The following is a 15943-nucleotide window of genomic DNA, read 5'->3' as shown; positions in this document are numbered from 1 at the left end:
GCTTGAGGCCCGGGGCTTTCCCGCAACAACCCGCTTAGGCACGGCAGGCCAATAGGTTTTCGCGCGGGCGTTCGTCTAGAAATAATATGATTTGTGGGAGGGGCGTAAGCCGCGAAGCTGGTGTTGCCGCTAAGTTGGGCTGTTCTGCGAGCTTCGCGGCTTACGCCGCTCCCACATGACGACGCTTACAGCGCCGCCTTGATATCCGCTTCCAGCGCCTCCGGACGCGCGGTGGGTGCATAGCGCGCGATCACCTGGCCGTTGCGGCCGATCAGGAACTTGCTGAAATTCCATTTGATCGCGGCGATGCCCAGCGCGCCGCGCTTCTGCCGCTGCAGCCACTGCCATAGCGGGTCGGCGTCGGCGCCGTTGACCTTGAGCTTGGCCGACATCGGGAAACTGACCCCGTAATTGAGATTGCAGAACGCCTGGATGGCGTCGGCATCGCCCGGCTCCTGATGGCCGAACTGGTCACAGGGGCAGCCCAGCACCACCAGGCCCTGCGGCCCCAGCTTCTGCCACAGCTGCTCTAGGCCTTGGTACTGCGGGGTGAAACCGCATTTGGAGGCGGTGTTGACGATCAGCAGTACCTTGCCGTCAAACGTTGCCAGCGGCAGCGGCTGGCCGTCCAGCGCAGGCAGCTCGAAATCAAATGCATTGGGCATTGCGCAGCTCCAGTCAAGACAGCCAGCGTACGCCATCACGGCGCCAACGGCATGCAAGATGTGGCCTTTCAGCGCAACCATGCCATTCGACACACCCGTGCGGGCCCGCCGGCAGGTACCCTGAAAGATCAGTCTTTTTACCGGAGTTTCCGCCTTGAACACCCGTCTCGCCCTCGCCCTTGCCGCGACCCTGGGTCTTGCCCTGCCGGCTTACAGCCAGGCCGCAACCGCTGCGACCACCCAATCGGCCCAGCAGGCCAATCCGTTCTTCGCAGAAAGCCCGCTGCCGCTGCACTACCCGCAGTTCGACAAGATCAAGGACGCCGACTTCGCGCCGGCCTTCGACGCCGGCATGGCGCAGCAGCTGCAGGAAGTGGAAGCGATCGCCAACAACCCGGCCGCGCCCACCTTTGAAAACACCTTGATCGCGCTGGAAAACAGCGGTGCCGTGCTCGACCGCGCCACCACCGTGTTCTTCTCGCTGATCGGTGCCGACACCAACGACGCGCGCAAGAAGCTGCAGGGCGACTACTCGGCCAAGTTCGCCGCACACAGCGATGCCATCAACCTCAACGGCAAGCTGTTCGCGCGCATCGAGACCCTCTACAACAACCGCGCCAAGCTGGGCCTGGACGCCGAGAGCCTGCGCCTGGTTGAAAAGTATTACGACAACTTCGTCCGCGCCGGCGCCAAGCTGGGCGACGCCGACAAGGCCAAGCTGAAGGCGATGAACGCCGAGCTGGCCAACCTGGGCACCAAGTTCAGCCAGAACGTGCTGGCCGAGGTCAACGCCTCCTTCATCGTGGTTGACGACGTCAAGCAGCTGGACGGCCTGTCGGCCGAGCAGATCGCCGCCGCTGCCGAGGCCGCCAAGGCCCGCAAGCTGGATGGCAAGTACGTCATCGCCCTGCTCAACACCACCGGCCAGCCGCCGCTGACCAACCTGGCCAACCGCGAACTGCGCCAGAAGATCTATGAAGCCTCGATCTCGCGTGGCAGCAAGGGTGGCGAGTACGACAACACCGCACTGGTGTCGCGCATCATGACCCTGCGTGCCGAGAAGGCCGCACTGATGGGCTTCCCGAACTTCGCTACCTATTCGCTGGGCAACCAGACCGCCAAGACCCCGGAAGCAGTCAACGCGATGCTCGGCCAGCTGGCCCCGGCTGCCGTTACCAACGCCAAGCGCGAAGCCGCCGACCTGCAGGCGATGATCGACAGCGAGCAGAAAGCCGCCGGCAAGCCGACGTTCGAACTGCAGCCGTGGGACTGGGCCTTCTACAGCGAGAAGGTGCGCCAGGCCAAGTACAACTTCGACGAGTCGCAGCTCAAGCCCTACTTCGAGCTGAAGAACGTGCTGGAGAACGGCGTGTTCTTCGCCGCCGGCAAGGAATTCGGCCTGAGCTTCAAGCAGCGCACCGACCTGCCGGTCTACCACGACGACGTCACCGTCTATGACGTGTTCGACGCCGATGGCAGCCAGCTGGCCATCTTCATCTTCGATCCGTATGCACGCGAGTCCAAGCGTGGCGGTGCGTGGATGAACGCCTATGTGTCGCAGTCGGGCCTGACCGGTGACAAGCCGGTGGTTGCCAACCACCTCAACATCCCCAAGCCGCCGGCCGGCAAGCCAACCCTGCTGACCTGGGACGAAGTGACCACCACCTTCCACGAGTTCGGCCACGCCCTGCACGGCATGTTCTCGGACGTGAAGTACCCGTACTTCGCCGGCACCGCGGTGCCGCGTGACTTCGTCGAGTTCCCCTCGCAGGTGAACGAGATGTGGTCCGACGAGCCGACCATCCTCGCCAACTACGCCAAGCACTACCAGAACGGTTCGGCGATGCCGCAGGCGCTGCTGGACAAGGTGATTGCAGCCTCCAAGTTCAACCAGGGCTTCGCCACCACCGAATACCTGGGCGCAGCGATGCTGGACCAGAGCTGGCACCAGATTGGGGTTGGCCAGATCCCGGCACCGAAGGACGTGATGAAGTTCGAGCACGAAGCACTGGTCAAGGACGGCATCTATTACGCGCCGGTCCCGCCGCGCTACAAGACCCCGTACTTCAGCCACATCATGGGCGGCTATTCGGCTGGCTACTACGCCTACATCTGGTCGGAAGTGCTGGATGCCAACACCCAGAAGTGGTTCCGCGAGAATGGCGGCCTGACGCGCGCCAATGGCGACCATTTCCGCCAGACCCTGCTGTCCAAGGGCGGCAGCGTCGATGCGATGGAGCTGTTCCACAACTTCGCCGGCCATGAGCCGCAGATCGAGCCGCTGCTGGAAAAGCGTGGCCTGACCACCGGTGCTGCTGCCAAGTAAGCGGTTGCTGGTTTTGATGGAAAGAAAACGCCCGGCTTTGCCGGGCGTTTTCTTTTGCTGGGCTGGGCTGAGTCAAAAGCCCCCTCATCCGCCCTCCGGGCACCTTCTCCCGCAAGCGGGAGAAGGGAAAGCTGGCTTTCCTTGCGCTTTTGGCTTGCCGCGGAATGCCCGCGCGCAAGCAATGCTTCAGACCCGCGCAATGCCGAACACCTCCCTTCTCCCGCCTGCGGGAGAAGGTGCCCGAGGGGCGGATGAGGGGGCTCTGTGCCTTGGCTCTGTGTCTTGGCTCTGTGTCTTGGCTCTGCGTCTTGGCTCTGCGTCTTGGCTCTGCGTCTTGGCTCTGTACCTTGGCTCTGTGCCTTGGCTTTACGCTTCAGCCGCTAGGCCGCCCCACGTCAGCAACCGATTCAACCAATTCCTACCGCCCAGCCTCGACAATCACCGTAGCGGTCATGCCATTGGCCAGCACAACTCCCTTCGCAAACGAGCCAGCATCGAGCTTGATCCGCACCGGAATACGCTGCGCCAGCCGCACCCAGTTGTACGTCGGGTTCACGTTGGCCAACAGATCGCTGCCGGTTGGGCTGTCTGCATCGGTGATGCCGTGCGAAATGCTTTCGATATGGCCATGCAGCTCCTGCCCGCTCATCAGCTGCACGCGGGTGCCGTCACCCACATGCAGCTGCGCCAGCTTGGTCTCTTCAAAATAGCCATAGACCCAGAAGGAATCGGTATCGATCACCGCCAGCTTGGCCGCACCGGCTGTAGCGTAATCGCCTTGGCGCACTTCCAGATTGGTGACGTAACCAGCCACCGGCGCACGCACCTGGGTGCGCTCCAGATTCAACTCTGCCGTATCCAGCGCCGCCTGCGCCTGCTCTACCGCCGCCAACGCCTGCTGCTGCGAGGCACTGGCCTGCTGGCGGCTGGCCTGCGCCTGCGCCACGCCGGCACGCGCTGCCTGCGCCGCACTGAACGCATCAGTGCGTGATTCTTCGGAAATCAAGCTGCCGGTAATGCGCTGGCGGCGCTCGTATTGCTGCTCGTAACGGCTGGCGTTCGCGCTCTGCTGCGCTGCACCGGCGGCCGCAACCTGGATACTCGCTCCGGCCGCACGCGCCGAAGCCTGGGCGGCGGCCAGATTGCCGCGCGCCTGGTTCAAAGCGTTCTGGTAGCGCGCCGGATCAATCTGGTAAAGCACATCACCGCGCTTGACCAACTGATTGTCTCGCACCGCAACCGCGCTCACCGGGCCGGATACATCCGGCGCCACCCGCACAACTTCGGCACGCAGGCGGCCTTCGCGAGTCCACGGTGAATACATGTAATGGCGCCACATCGCCATCGCGATCAAGGCGGCAATCACCACCACCACGGCAGTGATGGAGAAACGAAGAATGGATTGAACTTTGGGGGACATGGGGAGTTCTCAGAACAGCAGCAGGCCGAAGCCACCAAACAGACAGATGAAGATCGCGGTACGGAACAGCGCCGGATGCCAGACATTGCGGTACCAGCCGCGACGCCCGGCCAGCGTGTCCAGCGCCCACACCAGGACGCAGACAAGCAGGAACAACAACAGCAGGCCAGGAAACAGGGTTCCTGCAAATGCGATTTCAATGGGCATGGACAGCGCTCTCCCTGGTCGGCTCGGACGGGGTGATGTAGGCCGCCATCACTGAGTGGTCGTCCACCATCGCCAAACGCACCAGGCGCAGATGCAGCAACGCGCGCGCCGCTACCCCACGCTCCCCGGCCTGCGCTCGGGCAAGCACCACCGCCGCCTCCAGCGCTTGCTCAGCCCGCGTCCATCCGTGCGCAGTGGGTAGCGCGAAGAAGTCCGACAAGGCCAGCACCACCGCATCCACATGCTGATGCAATTGCGTCGACGCTGGCTCATGCGCCACGTCGTGGCGTAGATGGATCAATGCACGACCGGTTTCATTGACCGCCAGCGCCCAGGCCAGCTGCTCGCTGGATTCGGCACTGCCCGGTGCGGTGTGCGCGACAATCTGATGCAGCAGGTCGCTGTTGCTGCTCTCAAAACGATGCTGCAGGCCGGGCAGCGGCGCCAGCGCGGCCAAGCGTACCTGCGCCCGCAGGCCAGCCATCTGGCGCCGCCGCAGCCATGCCGTGCCCACCAGCGGCGGCATCAGCGCAAAGCTCAACACCGCCGCGCCCATCGCGAACATATGCGAGGTACCTTCATTGAAAAACCGCAGCGGATCGAATGCGTGCAGGCTGGTGATGGCCAGGATGTTGACCAGGCCCATGGTGTAACCCAACCCGAACACCGACAGCTTGGGCCGGCTGACCATATAGGGCCCGACCAGGAAGAACGGCAGCAGCCCGGCGGCAAACAAGGTAAAGCCCTCCATCCGGGTCAATACCATGTAGTCGCAGACATAGGCCGCCAACACGCCCAACAAATAGCCCCAAGCGACCTTGCCGGTCATCCGCGCCGCATTGGGGACGGTGGCGAACAAGCCGGAAAATATGGTCGCCAGCAGCATCACGTTGACCGCCATCGCCCAGCCACTGGCAGCCCAAAGCGCGCCCAGCAGCAACATCGTGATGGCGGTGCGGGTGAAGGCCACCGCAGCACCGGCGTAGTCGTTGCCGCGGATGAAATGTGCACGCGCATCGTCCTGGGTCGGCGCAACCTGCAGGGTCAGCTGGCCGCGTGCATGCACATACTGCTCAAGTTCCTTGACGAAACGCCGCAGCAGCTCGACGCCCACGGCAAAGTCCTCGGCCTGGGACGCGTCCATCAGTTCCTGTCGCAGCTGCGCTGCACGCGTGCGCAGGCCTGAGCGCACTTCGTGGACCTGTGCGGCAAGTTGTCCGGGCTGCTGCGCGCTGGCCTGCAGGGCCACGCCCAAGGGCTGGTACAACGCCTGCAAGGCGCGCCCCGCTGTGGGATCCGGCTGCCGCAGCAAGCGGTTGATCAGATGGTGCAGTGACTGGAAGGTGGTGGACGCGGCCATGAAGCGCTGATTGAAACGCTGCAGGTGGGCGCTGCGCGCGCGCGCCTCGGGGTCTTCGAAAATCACCGAACTGCGCAGGTCTTCCAGCGCGACTGCATCACGCACCACGCGCAGATGGGCCTGCTCCATGCGCTCGCGTGCCACCTCGCCGAGCAGTGCCCCGCGCATGAAACCAAGGAAATTTTCGTACTGGCTGCTGACCGCTGCGCGCAGGGTATCGCGCAGGCGCACCGGGAATATCGTGTCGCTGATCACCGCGGTCACCAGCAGGCCGAGCAACACCTCGCTGATACGCGCCACCGCCGAATCGAAGATCTGCCCGGGATGGCTGGAGATGACCGGCAAGGCGATGATCGCGGCGGTATAGCCGGCCAGCACGAACGCGTAGGACTTGAAGTTGCGGTGCAAGGTGGCCCCGGCCGTACAGCCAGCAATCCACAGCGCCATCAGCACCAGGAAGGGCTCACGCTGCTGCGGGAACAGGCCCACGATCAGCAACGCGGCCGCGGCCCCGACCAGGGTGCCCAGCACCCGGTAGAACGCCTTGGCCAGCACCATGCCGCTCTGCCGGTGCATCACGATCACCGTGGTCATCATCGCCGTGCCCGGCTGTGGCAGCTGGAAACGCATTGCCAACCAACCGGTCAGAAAGAAGGCCACGGTGGTCCGCAGTACGAACAGCCAGGTATCACCCTCGCCCTTGAGGAACGCGCCCATGCCCGCATGCCAGGGCGCTGCCGTGGCGGGTGCGTTTACCGATGTTGAAGTGGCAGACATGGCGAGCTCAATTGGCCTCGATGCCGGTCAGCATCTTTTTCAGCAGGGCCTCAAGCTGGTGCTGCTCGCCCTCGTCCAGGCCCTGCGTCTGCATGACCAGCAGCTCGGCCATCTTCGGCAGCAGCTTCTGTACGCAGGCCACGCCATCCGCGGTCAGGTGCAGGCCCAGCTTGCGCCTGTCGCTGCTGTCCGGAATCCGCTCCAGCAAGCCCTTGTTGCACAGCTGGTCGGTGAGCCGGGTGATGTTGGCCGACTTTTCGGTAGCCGCTTCGGCCAGCTCCGATGGCGTCAACGGACGCGTCGGCGTGCCGTACAACATCATCAGGATGTTGTACTCGGCGTGGCTGAGCTCGAACTCGCGCAATACGCTGTTGGCGCGGTCATGGACCGCCTTGTAGACGCCTTTGATCAGCCGAACCAGTACTGCCGGCTCACGCGGGAACCCAGGCCAACGGGCACAGGTAGCGTCGATCCGTATTTCGGTTGCGTCGAAACTGCTCATGGCTCATCCGGCTCACCCAAGGTTGAGGCGAATAATACACAACTGAAATATAAACTTATAAAACAGTTTTGCAGTTACAGCGTTCTACGTTCAGCGCGCTGACAGATAGCCGCCGCGCACCCCACGCGGTGACAACACCAACTGCCACAGCTGCGAGTGACGGGTGCGGAAAGTTGCCATGGATGCGGCCAGGTAGAAGCGCCACATGCGCCGGAAGTGGTCGTCATAGCGGGCATCCAGGTGCTCCCAGGCGGCTTCGATATTGTCGCGCCAGGCCTGCAGGGTGCGGTCATAGTCGGTGCCGAAGTTGTGCCAGTCCTCCAGCACGAACAGGCCCTCCATTGCATGGCTGATCTGCGCTGCCGAGGGCAGCATCGAGTTGGGGAAGATGTACTTGGCGATCCAGGGATCGGTGCGGTCGCGGCTGATGTTGGTGCCGATGCTGTGCAGCAGGAACAGGCCTTCATCGCCCAGGCAACGCCGCGCAACCTCGAAGTAACGACGGTAATTCTTGACCCCGACATGCTCGAACATGCCCACCGAGAGGATGGCATCGAACGGCTCATCCAGCTCACGGTAATCCTGCAGGCGGATCTCCACCGGCAGGCCAGCGCACAGCTGGCGGGCGAATCCGGCCTGTTCCTGTGAAATGGTCACGCCCACGCCCTGTACGCCATGGCGTTCGGCGGCATATTTGAGGGCTTCGCCCCAGCCGCAGCCGATATCCAGCACACGCATGCCTGGCCGCAGGCCAAGCTTGCGGCAGATCAACTCCAGTTTGGCTTCCTGCGCCTGATCCAGATTGCCGGCGTTGCGCCAGTACCCGCAGCTATAGACCAGGCGCTTGCCCAGCATTGCCTGGTAGAGATCGTTGCCGAGGTCGTAATGGCGCTTGCCAACTTCGTAGCTGCCTTGCCCGCTCTGCAGGTTGAACAGCTTGGCCTTGAGCGCGTCCCAGACCTCCCCACCGCCATGCACGCGCTCGTCCAGGCGCGCATCCAGCAGGTGGGTGAGCAGGCCATCGAGCGAATGGGCCTGCCACCAACCTTCCATGTAACTCTCGCCCAAGCCCAGCGAGCCGTCGGCCAGCACCCGCGCATAGAAGCGCGGGTCAAGGATGTCCAGGTCCTGCGGCCTATCACCTCCGGGGGTGATGTCGGCCTCCTGCAGCAGTGCTTCCACACGTCGTTGCAGCCCCGCATCCATCACTGACCTCCTGTGCTTCAGGGGTGCGCGAACAGCCCCCGGTAATCCGCCGCCACATGCGGCAACAACACCGCAGCCGGGACATCCACGGTCTGCGTGCCATCCGAATACGGCCCCACCTGGTACGGCGGGAACACGAAACGCAATGCGGCTATCTTGCCGGCGGCATCCATCACCGGCTGGAACTGGCCGAAGTTGGTGGCGTCGGCTGCAGTGCCTTCATCGATCATCTTGGACAGGTTGCGGACCTGCGCCTGCTGCTCCTCCGGCGACATGTCTTCGCTCTGCGCGCGCACCGTGGCTTGCTCCAGCAGCTTGTCCTCGGCGAAATCACTGATCGCCTGCCAGCCCTTGGCATCGGCGATAAGGTCATCGGCCTTCAGCAACTGCTGCTGCTCGGGCAACCATACAAAACGGGCGACCAGCGGCTGACCGTGGGCACCACCGGTATAGCTGCTGCCGTCGGCAGACACCGCCACCACAGCCGGCGTTTCAACCAGCATGTCGAAGGCGAGCGATAGTTCGTAGGGCGCGGTGGGCTTGTCATTGCCCAGCTCGGCCACCGACTTCAACAGGTCGGCCTTGGCATGCCCGGCATAGTCGCTCAACGCATTGGCCAGCCCCGGGTATTTGGACGCCGCCGGCGGGTAGCTGATACCGATGACATAGCTGGGGGTGTTTTCGATCACATCGCGCAGATCAGCTGCCGCAGGCGCAGCCGCAACCGGCGCCTGCACCGGTTCCGCGACCGGTGCGACCGGCGCACCCTGTTCCTCCTGCTTGCAACCAGCCAATGCCAACAGCAATACCGCTGCGGCAGACGATCCCCGTACCAACCTGTTCATGCCCTTTCAATCCTTAGAAGTTTGTGCGGCCGCCCGGTCGGGCGTGGCCATGCCAGCGCAATTATCCCAGCAGGTCCGCGTATTCGCCATGGCGTTGCAGGAAAACCGCCGCATAACTGCAGGCGGGCACCACCTTCCAGCCGGCAGCGCGGGCATGATCCAGCGCAAACCGGGTCAACTGCGCAGCAATGCCGCGGCCGCCGATGGCCTCGGGCACCACCGTGTGGGTGATGACCATGGCCCCGTCCCGCCGCTCGTAGTCCAGGACCGCAAGCGTGCCATCGACGAGGGTCTGGAACCGCTGTGCAGCGGCGTCGTGCTCGATGCTGGCTGGCGCGGGATTGTTTGCGGTCATGGTGGCTCCTGCAGGACACGAAGGGATCGGTGAAGGCGACGTGATGACGCCTGATCAGACAGGAACGCCGCTGTGCGTCACTTTCCGACATCGTCTCCGACTGCGCCAGCGCAATCAAACCCTGATCTGCGTCTCAAAAGCTGGCACGGCTTTTGCTGTGTATACCTACAAACAACAGACAGCAGGCCCGGTGCCCCATGTTCGACAATGACAGCACGATGCAGATTCCGTCCAACGACCATGATGCCACCCTGCTTGAAGGTCTGTTCCAACTGACCGTCGCCGGCGACACCACGGGTTGGGAATTCAAGAAGATCGACAGCGAGGTCTACTCGCGTCTGCTCGACAGTTACGCTGCCTGAGCCAGCATCAGCGGCCCGCCCACTCCGCCAGCGCAGTGGGCGATACAGCGCCGGCGAAGTTGGCCGGCGCCGTTGCCTCCGGGCCGCAGCCCGTCCCGCCCTTTGCGCCGATCAGAAGCGGAAGGTGGGGTTCATCAGGCTCTGCAGGAAGTGCTGCAGCAGCTCCGGCTCCATGATCAGCATGAACATCACGCCGAAAGCGGCACCGGCCAGGTGCGCGCTGTGGTTGACGTTGTCCCCGCCCTTCTTGTCCATCCAGATGCTGTAGCCGACATAGAAGGCGGCATAGACGATGGCCGGCGCCGGGATGAACATCACCAGGATCAGCTTCCACGGTGCGATCAGGATGTAGGCGAACAACACCGCCGACACTGCACCTGATGCCCCCAGGCTCAGGTAGTTGGGGTTCTTCTGGTTCTTCAGGTAGGTCGGCAGGATCGATACCACCAGCGCCGCCAGGTAGAACAGCGGGTAGACCCACCATTGCCCGGTGATGCCGAGCATGATGACCTCGATCGAACGGCCGAAGAAGTACAGGGTGACCATGTTGAACAACAGGTGCCCGAAGTCGGCATGGATGAACCCGTAGGTCACCAGCCGGTCGTACTGCTTGTGCTTGTCGATGGCTGGCGGCCACAGGATCAGCCGATCCGCCAGCTTGCGGTTGTTGAACGCCATCCACGACACCAACGCGGTGATGCCGATCAGGATCAGGGTGATGATTCCTTGCATGTTCAAACCGCCCGGTAGTTGTCGACCATCTTGTAACGGCGCGCATAGATGCCGAATGCCAATGCCGCGATGAACGCGAAGCCGGCAAAGAAGAACATCAGGAAGGCCGTTTCGCTCAAACCGGTACTGGCGATGCGGTCGGTCACCGCATGGTTGCGCACGGCTGCGTTGGACAGCAGCACCCACAGGTTACCGATGGTGGTGGTCAGGTTCCAGAAGCTCATCACCACCCCCTTCATCGACGGCGGCGCCTGGCTGTAAGCGAATTCCAGGCCGGTGGCCGACACCAGCACCTCACCGAAGGTGAGCAGCGCATACGGCAGGATCTGCCAGAAGATCGACATGGCGTCGCCGCCGTCCATCACCATCTGGATGCAGCCCACCACGATCCAGGCCAGGCCACTGAAGGCGATACCGGCGGTCATCCGCCGCAGTGCGGTCGGCTCGAAGCCGAAGCGACGCAGCGCCGGGTAAAGCACCAGGTTGTTGAACGGGATCAGGATCATCACCAGCAGCGGGTTGAGCGCCTGCATCTGTGACGCGGTGAACCAGCTCGGCATGCTCATCTGCTGGCCCTGCAGCACCCAGGTCGAGGCCTTCTGGTCGAACAAGGAGAAGAACGGCGTGGTCAGGGCGAAGATCACCAGCACCTTGAGCACCGAGCGCACACCTTCAACAGCGGCCTCCGGGTGCACGATACGGGCGCGGTCCAGCTGCAGCATGGTGCCGCCGCCAATACCTGCCAGCACGGCCACCAGCGCCAGGCACAGGCAGATCACGATGCCCAGGCTGGGCACCAGCGCGAACGAGGCCAGCGCCAACACCACGCCCAGCACGGCTATCACCAGGCCCATGCGGCCCTGCCCCGGCGCCTGCGCCAGCAGCGCGGTACGCACCACATTGGCGAAGGAGTGCGGGTCCTTGGGCGGCAGCGGCACCAGCACATAGCGCTTGCGGCCCAGCCAGAACACGAAAGTAGCCACGAACATCAGGATGCCGGGGATGCCGAACGCCCATTGCGGACCAAGGTTCTTCAGCGCCAGCGGGATCAGCAGCGAGGCGAACAGCGAGCCGAAGTTGATGATCCAATAGAAGGCGTCGAACACGAACTTGGCCAGGTGCTTGTTGCCCTGGTCGAACTGGTCGCCCATGAACGAGGCCACCAGCGGCTTGATGCCGCCGGCACCCAGCGCGATCAGCCCCAGGCCGAGGAAGAAGCCCTGCCGGCTGTCCTCGAACAAGGCCAGGCAGAGGTGGCCAGCGCAGTAGATCAGGCTGAACCAGAGAATGGTGTGGTATTTGCCGAAGAAGCGGTCGGCCAGCCAGCCACCGAGCAGCGGGAAGAAATACACGCCGATCATGAAGCTGTGCATGATGTCCTTGGCCTCACCCGCACGGCCTTCGGAGGTGATCTCCTGCAACAGCAGCGAGGTGATCAGGAACTGCACCAGGATGTTGCGCATCCCGTAGAAGCTGAAGCGCTCGCACGCTTCGTTGCCGATGATGTAGCCGATCTGGCGCGGCATCTTTGCCTTGGGGTCCGGGGCTGCTGCCACGTGATTGGTCGTCATCTGAGGGCGATCCGTGAATACAAAGGTTGCAAGCGTAACGCATCACACCAAGAACCAGAGCGGCCCCCGATCAGTAAAATGCCTACGGCCTGTAGAGGTAAAACCTTAGTACGAAACCATGCACAAGCCCTCTACGCAGAAAGTACTAGCATGACAGTCCCTCACCACGAGGCCTTGCAATGCTGCGCTGGGGCTGTTTTGGACTACTTGTCCTGTCATTTGGCGTACTGGCCGAGCCGGTAGCGCCGGTCATCAAGATCGCCAACCTGCGCCTGCCCGACAGCAGCCAGACCTGGGCCGATCAACGGGACAGGATCGCCCAGCTGCTGGAGGCGCTGCATCCGGACGTGATCATCGTGCAGGATGTCCGCCAGCGCGGTAGCGCCAACCCGGCCTGCTGGCTGGGCGCCCGGCTCAATTACAGCTGCGATTTCATCAGCGCCGACCGTCCCAGCCAGCCCGAACGCCGCGGCAACGCGGTACTGACCCGGCTGACCGCACAGCAGGACGGCGTGACCCTGCTGCACGGCGATGAAGCCCCCACCGCCGCCGGCATGCAACGCCTGCAACTGCAGCAGGCACTGCTGAACATCTATGCGGCCAGCATGTGCCCCACCGACAACACCGCGGTGTCGCGCGGCCATCAGGCGGCCGACCTGCGCTCGTGGATGGATGCAACCGCCGAAGGGCTGCCTTCGCTGATCATCGGCGACTTTGCCGCCCCCACAGAAGAACTGGTGCGGCAGCTGCCGGGCTACCAGCCGGCGCGCCGGAATCCCTCGAACCAGAATGGCGACGCCCGACCAGCGGCTGGCGCCGGCCACGGCATGGACGTGCTGTATCAGGTGCGTAGTTTTGCCGATATCACCCAGCAGCCCATCCAGTTGACTGCCAGCGAGGCGCAGGCCGAGCCGGAAGTCCTGGGCATGATGGCGACGCTGCGTATCACCCGGATTCCTGAGGCCACTGCCGTCGAACAGCCATGAAACGGCAATGGGCGGCGCACAGCTCCTGCCTGTAGGAGCGGCGTAAGCCGCGAAGCAGGTAGGGCGTCAGCTCGCTGGTATGCCTGGCATTTCAGCAGGCCGAGCTTCGCGGCTTACGCCGCTCCTACAAAAAAGCAGGCTGTACGCCGCTGAGTGTTCCTGAAACAACAAAGGCCGGGCAATGCCCGGCCTTTGTTGCGGTAGCGGTGACCACTGGGGCCACCGCCTCAGGTCACTGCAATCAGGCGATTGCTTCCTGGTAGCGACGCTCCACTTCCTTCCAGTTGATCAGGCTGTAGAAGGTTTCGATGAACTCGGCGCGGCGGTTCTGGAACTTCAGGTAGTACGCGTGTTCCCACACGTCGATGGTCAGCACCGGGGTACGGCCTTCCATCAGCGGGCTTTCCTGGTTGGAGCTCTTTTCCACCAGCAGCTTCTTGTCAGCGCCGACGCTCAGCCATGCCCAGCCCGAGCCGAACTGGGTCAGTGCAGCCTTGGTGAAGGCTTCCTTGAACTTGTCGAAACCACCGAGCTGTTCGTCGATGGCCTTGGCCAGCGCGCCGCTCGGGGTGCCACCGGCGTTCGGGCCGATCACGTCCCAGAACAGCGAGTGGTTGCCGTGGCCGCCACCCTGGTTGCGCACGCCCTGCTGCAGGTTTTCCGGCAGGGTCTTGACCTTGCGCAGCAGCTCATCGATCGGCAGGTCGGCGTACTCGGTGCCTTCGACCAGCGCGTTGAGGTTGTTGACGTAGGTCTGGTGGTGCTTGGAGTAATGGATCTCGACCGTGGCCGCATCCATGTACGGTTCCAGCGCGTCGTAAGCGTAAGGCAGCTTGGGCAGGGTATAGGCCATCACGGATCTCCTTGGGTATATGCCTGGGGGTCTGTGCCCGGAAAACCCGGGCGATACAGATGCAGAGGTGAATGGTAGGCAGGAACGCTCAACTTACCAAGGCCGATGTAAAGGAAACTTTGTCCCGTCATCGGGATCATCGTTTTCCGGGCACTGCGCGCAGGCATTGTTATCGGCCTGTGAACCAACGCAGCGAAAGCAGCGCATGAACCAATCGTTCAACAAAAAACAGCGCGCAGCGTGATAATCATTCTCCTTTCCGTGACTGACCGCCTCTACTGATGCGCAAGCCTTCCCTTCTGGTTATCGCCGTAGTCCTGCTTGTTGCCGGCCTGTGGGCCATGCGTGTGGCGCAGCAGCCACCGCCGCCGCAGTTCGCGCCATCACTGGGCGTTGGCAGCCCAGCTGACACCCTTCCGCAGGCAGAAGGCAAGGCACAGTCCAGCTCAGCCACCCAGGCCGATCCATTACCTGCGTTCCTGCCTGCCGAAGCACGCGCAACCATCGCCCTGATCCAGCGCGGCGGTCCGTATCCGCATCGCCAGGACGGCAGCACCTTCGGCAACCGCGAGCGCCAGCTGCCGCAACGGCCGCGCGGCTATTACCGCGAATACACGGTGGATACACCGGGGCTGGACCATCGTGGTGCCAAGCGCATCGTGACCGGCGGTGACCCGCCCGATGCCTGGTATTACACCGATGACCATTACGAGAGTTTCCGCAGCTTTGAAGTTCCCGCCAGGAGTACGCCATGAGTGACAGCGGTTTCGACATGGGACTGGAAGACGTCAGCCAGGCCGGTGTTTACGGTGTTGGCGATGGCGACCTTGGCGGGCTGGCAGCGGTGGCGCGTGATGCCGGCCTGCGCGTATGCCGCATCGACCTGGAAGGCTGCGCCGACAAGCGCACCTTGCTGATGCGGATGGGTACGCAGTTGGATTTCCCCGCTGGCTGGAGCCGCAACTGGGATGCCCTGTCCGACGCCCTGCGTGACCTGTCATGGCTGCCGGCCAACGGCTATGCGTTGCTTTTCAGCGATGCCGATGACCTGCGCCAAGGCAGCTCGGCAGACTTCGATACCTTGCTGGATGTGCTTTCCGAAGCATCAGCGCGCTGGGCCGAAGACAACGTAGCGTTCTGGGCCTTCCTGGAACTGCCCGGTGGCGGCGAGGAAGCCGCGGGCGACGACGAAGAAGAATGAGGCTCGGTGCTCACCTCCTCCCTATGGCGACGTACTAAGCCCTCCCTTTGGCAAAGCCAAGGGGAGGGTTGGGAGGGGTGCTTTTGACCTTCGTGCAGAATCCGTTGCGTTCGAAGCGCCAGCGCTACAGCGAAAGCACCCCTCCCCAGCCCTCCCCTGCACCTTCGGTGCAAGGGAGGGAGCAATGCGCTGCATGCCCTCGACGTACTGAGCCCTCCCTTTGGCGAAGCCAAGGGGAGGGTTGGGAGGGGTGCTTTTGAACTTCGCGCAGAATCCACCGCGTTCGAAGCGCCAGCGTTACAGCGAAAAGCACCCCTCCCCAGCCCTCCCCTGCACCTTCGGTGCAAGGGAGGGAGCAAAGCTGCATGCTCTCGACGTACTGAGCCCTCCCTTTGGCGAAGCCAAGGGGAGGGTTGGGAGGGGGGCTTTTGAACTCCGCGCAGAGTTCATTGCGTTCGTAGCGGCAGCTCTACAGCGAAAAGCACCCCTACCCAGCCCTCCCCTGCACCTTCGGTGCAAGGGCGGGAGCCACACATTGAATGGCCTCGACGGACTGAGCCCTCCCTTTGGCGAAG

Annotated in this window: 16 protein-coding genes; 5 read left to right on the top strand and 11 right to left on the bottom strand. The window is 63.2% G+C overall.

Annotated elements, in window-relative coordinates; genetic code table 11:
• Positions 1-185 precede the first annotated feature (185 nt).
• Complete coding sequence (locus tag ACVOKO_RS18590; RefSeq protein ID WP_346500713.1) at positions 186-665, bottom strand: glutathione peroxidase; 480 nt, start codon at positions 663-665, stop codon at positions 186-188.
• A gap of 154 nt (positions 666-819) precedes the next feature.
• Here ACVOKO_RS18590 and ACVOKO_RS18585 point away from each other — a divergent pair, with 154 nt between their 5' ends.
• Positions 820-2991, top strand: a complete 2172-nt coding sequence (locus tag ACVOKO_RS18585; protein ID WP_346500711.1) for a M3 family metallopeptidase — start codon at positions 820-822, stop codon at positions 2989-2991.
• Between the two features lie 418 nt (positions 2992-3409).
• Here the strand turns inward: ACVOKO_RS18585 and ACVOKO_RS18580 are convergent, their stop codons facing one another.
• The 7 genes from ACVOKO_RS18580 to ACVOKO_RS18550 all read right to left on the bottom strand — a co-directional run bounded on the left by ACVOKO_RS18580 (position 3410) and on the right by ACVOKO_RS18550 (position 9663).
• A complete protein-coding gene (locus tag ACVOKO_RS18580; protein ID WP_346500709.1) occupies positions 3410-4411 on the bottom strand; it encodes an HlyD family secretion protein in 1002 nt (333 codons plus the stop codon).
• Between the two features lie 9 nt (positions 4412-4420).
• A complete protein-coding gene (locus tag ACVOKO_RS18575) occupies positions 4421-4618 on the bottom strand; it encodes a DUF1656 domain-containing protein (protein ID WP_057628314.1) in 198 nt (65 codons plus the stop codon).
• A complete protein-coding gene (locus ACVOKO_RS18570; protein ID WP_346500706.1) occupies positions 4608-6755 on the bottom strand; it encodes an FUSC family protein in 2148 nt (715 codons plus the stop codon). The genes ACVOKO_RS18575 and ACVOKO_RS18570 overlap by 11 nt, the downstream gene beginning before the upstream one ends.
• A 7-nt stretch (positions 6756-6762) precedes the next feature.
• Entirely contained in the window at positions 6763-7257 is a 495-nt protein-coding gene (locus ACVOKO_RS18565; RefSeq protein ID WP_346500704.1) for a MarR family winged helix-turn-helix transcriptional regulator, read from the bottom strand.
• Between the two features lie 90 nt (positions 7258-7347).
• On the bottom strand, positions 7348-8463 hold the full coding sequence (gene cfa / locus ACVOKO_RS18560; RefSeq protein WP_346500701.1) for a cyclopropane fatty acyl phospholipid synthase: 1116 nt from the start codon (positions 8461-8463) through the stop codon (positions 7348-7350).
• A 17-nt stretch (positions 8464-8480) separates the two neighbouring features.
• A complete protein-coding gene (locus ACVOKO_RS18555) occupies positions 8481-9308 on the bottom strand; it encodes a DUF3298 and DUF4163 domain-containing protein (protein ID WP_346500699.1) in 828 nt (275 codons plus the stop codon).
• A 61-nt stretch (positions 9309-9369) separates the two neighbouring features.
• The gene (locus ACVOKO_RS18550) at positions 9370-9663 is read right to left on the bottom strand and encodes a GNAT family N-acetyltransferase (RefSeq protein ID WP_346500697.1); all 294 of its coding nucleotides are present in this window, start codon (positions 9661-9663) and stop codon (positions 9370-9372) included.
• A 197-nt stretch (positions 9664-9860) separates the two neighbouring features.
• Here ACVOKO_RS18550 and ACVOKO_RS18545 point away from each other — a divergent pair, with 197 nt between their 5' ends.
• Positions 9861-10025 carry a hypothetical protein gene (locus tag ACVOKO_RS18545; RefSeq protein ID WP_346500695.1) on the top strand — a complete coding sequence of 55 codons (165 nt, stop codon included), beginning with the start codon at positions 9861-9863 and terminating at the stop codon, positions 10023-10025.
• 111 nt (positions 10026-10136) lie between these two features.
• Here ACVOKO_RS18545 and ACVOKO_RS18540 read toward each other — a convergent pair whose 3' ends face one another.
• Both ACVOKO_RS18540 and ACVOKO_RS18535 read right to left on the bottom strand, forming a co-directional pair.
• Entirely contained in the window at positions 10137-10748 is a 612-nt protein-coding gene (locus tag ACVOKO_RS18540; protein ID WP_346500715.1) for a rhomboid family intramembrane serine protease, read from the bottom strand.
• An 11-nt stretch (positions 10749-10759) separates the two neighbouring features.
• Complete coding sequence (locus ACVOKO_RS18535) at positions 10760-12328, bottom strand: POT-type proton-dependent oligopeptide transporter (protein WP_346500693.1); 1569 nt, start codon at positions 12326-12328, stop codon at positions 10760-10762.
• 179 nt (positions 12329-12507) lie between these two features.
• Between ACVOKO_RS18535 and ACVOKO_RS18530 the strand changes: the two genes are divergently transcribed.
• Positions 12508-13314, top strand: a complete 807-nt coding sequence (locus tag ACVOKO_RS18530) for an endonuclease/exonuclease/phosphatase family protein (protein ID WP_346500691.1) — start codon at positions 12508-12510, stop codon at positions 13312-13314.
• Positions 13315-13555: 241 nt separating this feature from the next.
• Here ACVOKO_RS18530 and ACVOKO_RS18525 read toward each other — a convergent pair whose 3' ends face one another.
• Positions 13556-14167: a superoxide dismutase gene (locus tag ACVOKO_RS18525; RefSeq protein WP_057628305.1), complete on the bottom strand. Its 612-nt coding sequence runs from the start codon at positions 14165-14167 to the stop codon at positions 13556-13558.
• Between the two features lie 281 nt (positions 14168-14448).
• Between ACVOKO_RS18525 and ACVOKO_RS18520 the strand changes: the two genes are divergently transcribed.
• Positions 14449-14922 carry a guanyl-specific ribonuclease gene (locus ACVOKO_RS18520; RefSeq protein ID WP_346500688.1) on the top strand — a complete coding sequence of 158 codons (474 nt, stop codon included), beginning with the start codon at positions 14449-14451 and terminating at the stop codon, positions 14920-14922.
• Complete coding sequence (locus ACVOKO_RS18515) at positions 14919-15368, top strand: barstar family protein (protein ID WP_346500686.1); 450 nt, start codon at positions 14919-14921, stop codon at positions 15366-15368. The genes ACVOKO_RS18520 and ACVOKO_RS18515 overlap by 4 nt, the downstream gene beginning before the upstream one ends.
• The last annotated feature ends 575 nt before the right edge of the window (positions 15369-15943 follow it).

It is taken from the genome of Stenotrophomonas sp. STEN240 (genome assembly GCF_056756175.1).
This window is presented reverse-complemented; position numbering and strand designations above follow the sequence as displayed.

Coding starts and splice junctions, on each gene's coding strand:
- ACVOKO_RS18545 (WP_346500695.1), top strand. CDS start 9,861: ATGTTCGACAATGACAGCACGATGCAGATTCCGTCCAACGACCATGAT.
- ACVOKO_RS18580 (WP_346500709.1), bottom strand. CDS start 4,411: ATGTCCCCCAAAGTTCAATCCATTCTTCGTTTCTCCATCACTGCCGTG.
- ACVOKO_RS18520 (WP_346500688.1), top strand. CDS start 14,449: ATGCGCAAGCCTTCCCTTCTGGTTATCGCCGTAGTCCTGCTTGTTGCC.
- ACVOKO_RS18590 (WP_346500713.1), bottom strand. CDS start 665: ATGCCCAATGCATTTGATTTCGAGCTGCCTGCGCTGGACGGCCAGCCG.
- ACVOKO_RS18550 (WP_346500697.1), bottom strand. CDS start 9,663: ATGACCGCAAACAATCCCGCGCCAGCCAGCATCGAGCACGACGCCGCT.
- ACVOKO_RS18565 (WP_346500704.1), bottom strand. CDS start 7,257: ATGAGCAGTTTCGACGCAACCGAAATACGGATCGACGCTACCTGTGCC.
- ACVOKO_RS18535 (WP_346500693.1), bottom strand. CDS start 12,328: ATGACGACCAATCACGTGGCAGCAGCCCCGGACCCCAAGGCAAAGATG.
- ACVOKO_RS18555 (WP_346500699.1), bottom strand. CDS start 9,308: ATGAACAGGTTGGTACGGGGATCGTCTGCCGCAGCGGTATTGCTGTTG.
- ACVOKO_RS18575 (WP_057628314.1), bottom strand. CDS start 4,618: ATGCCCATTGAAATCGCATTTGCAGGAACCCTGTTTCCTGGCCTGCTG.
- ACVOKO_RS18570 (WP_346500706.1), bottom strand. CDS start 6,755: ATGTCTGCCACTTCAACATCGGTAAACGCACCCGCCACGGCAGCGCCC.
- ACVOKO_RS18515 (WP_346500686.1), top strand. CDS start 14,919: ATGAGTGACAGCGGTTTCGACATGGGACTGGAAGACGTCAGCCAGGCC.
- ACVOKO_RS18525 (WP_057628305.1), bottom strand. CDS start 14,167: ATGGCCTATACCCTGCCCAAGCTGCCTTACGCTTACGACGCGCTGGAA.
- ACVOKO_RS18530 (WP_346500691.1), top strand. CDS start 12,508: ATGCTGCGCTGGGGCTGTTTTGGACTACTTGTCCTGTCATTTGGCGTA.
- cfa (WP_346500701.1), bottom strand. CDS start 8,463: ATGGATGCGGGGCTGCAACGACGTGTGGAAGCACTGCTGCAGGAGGCC.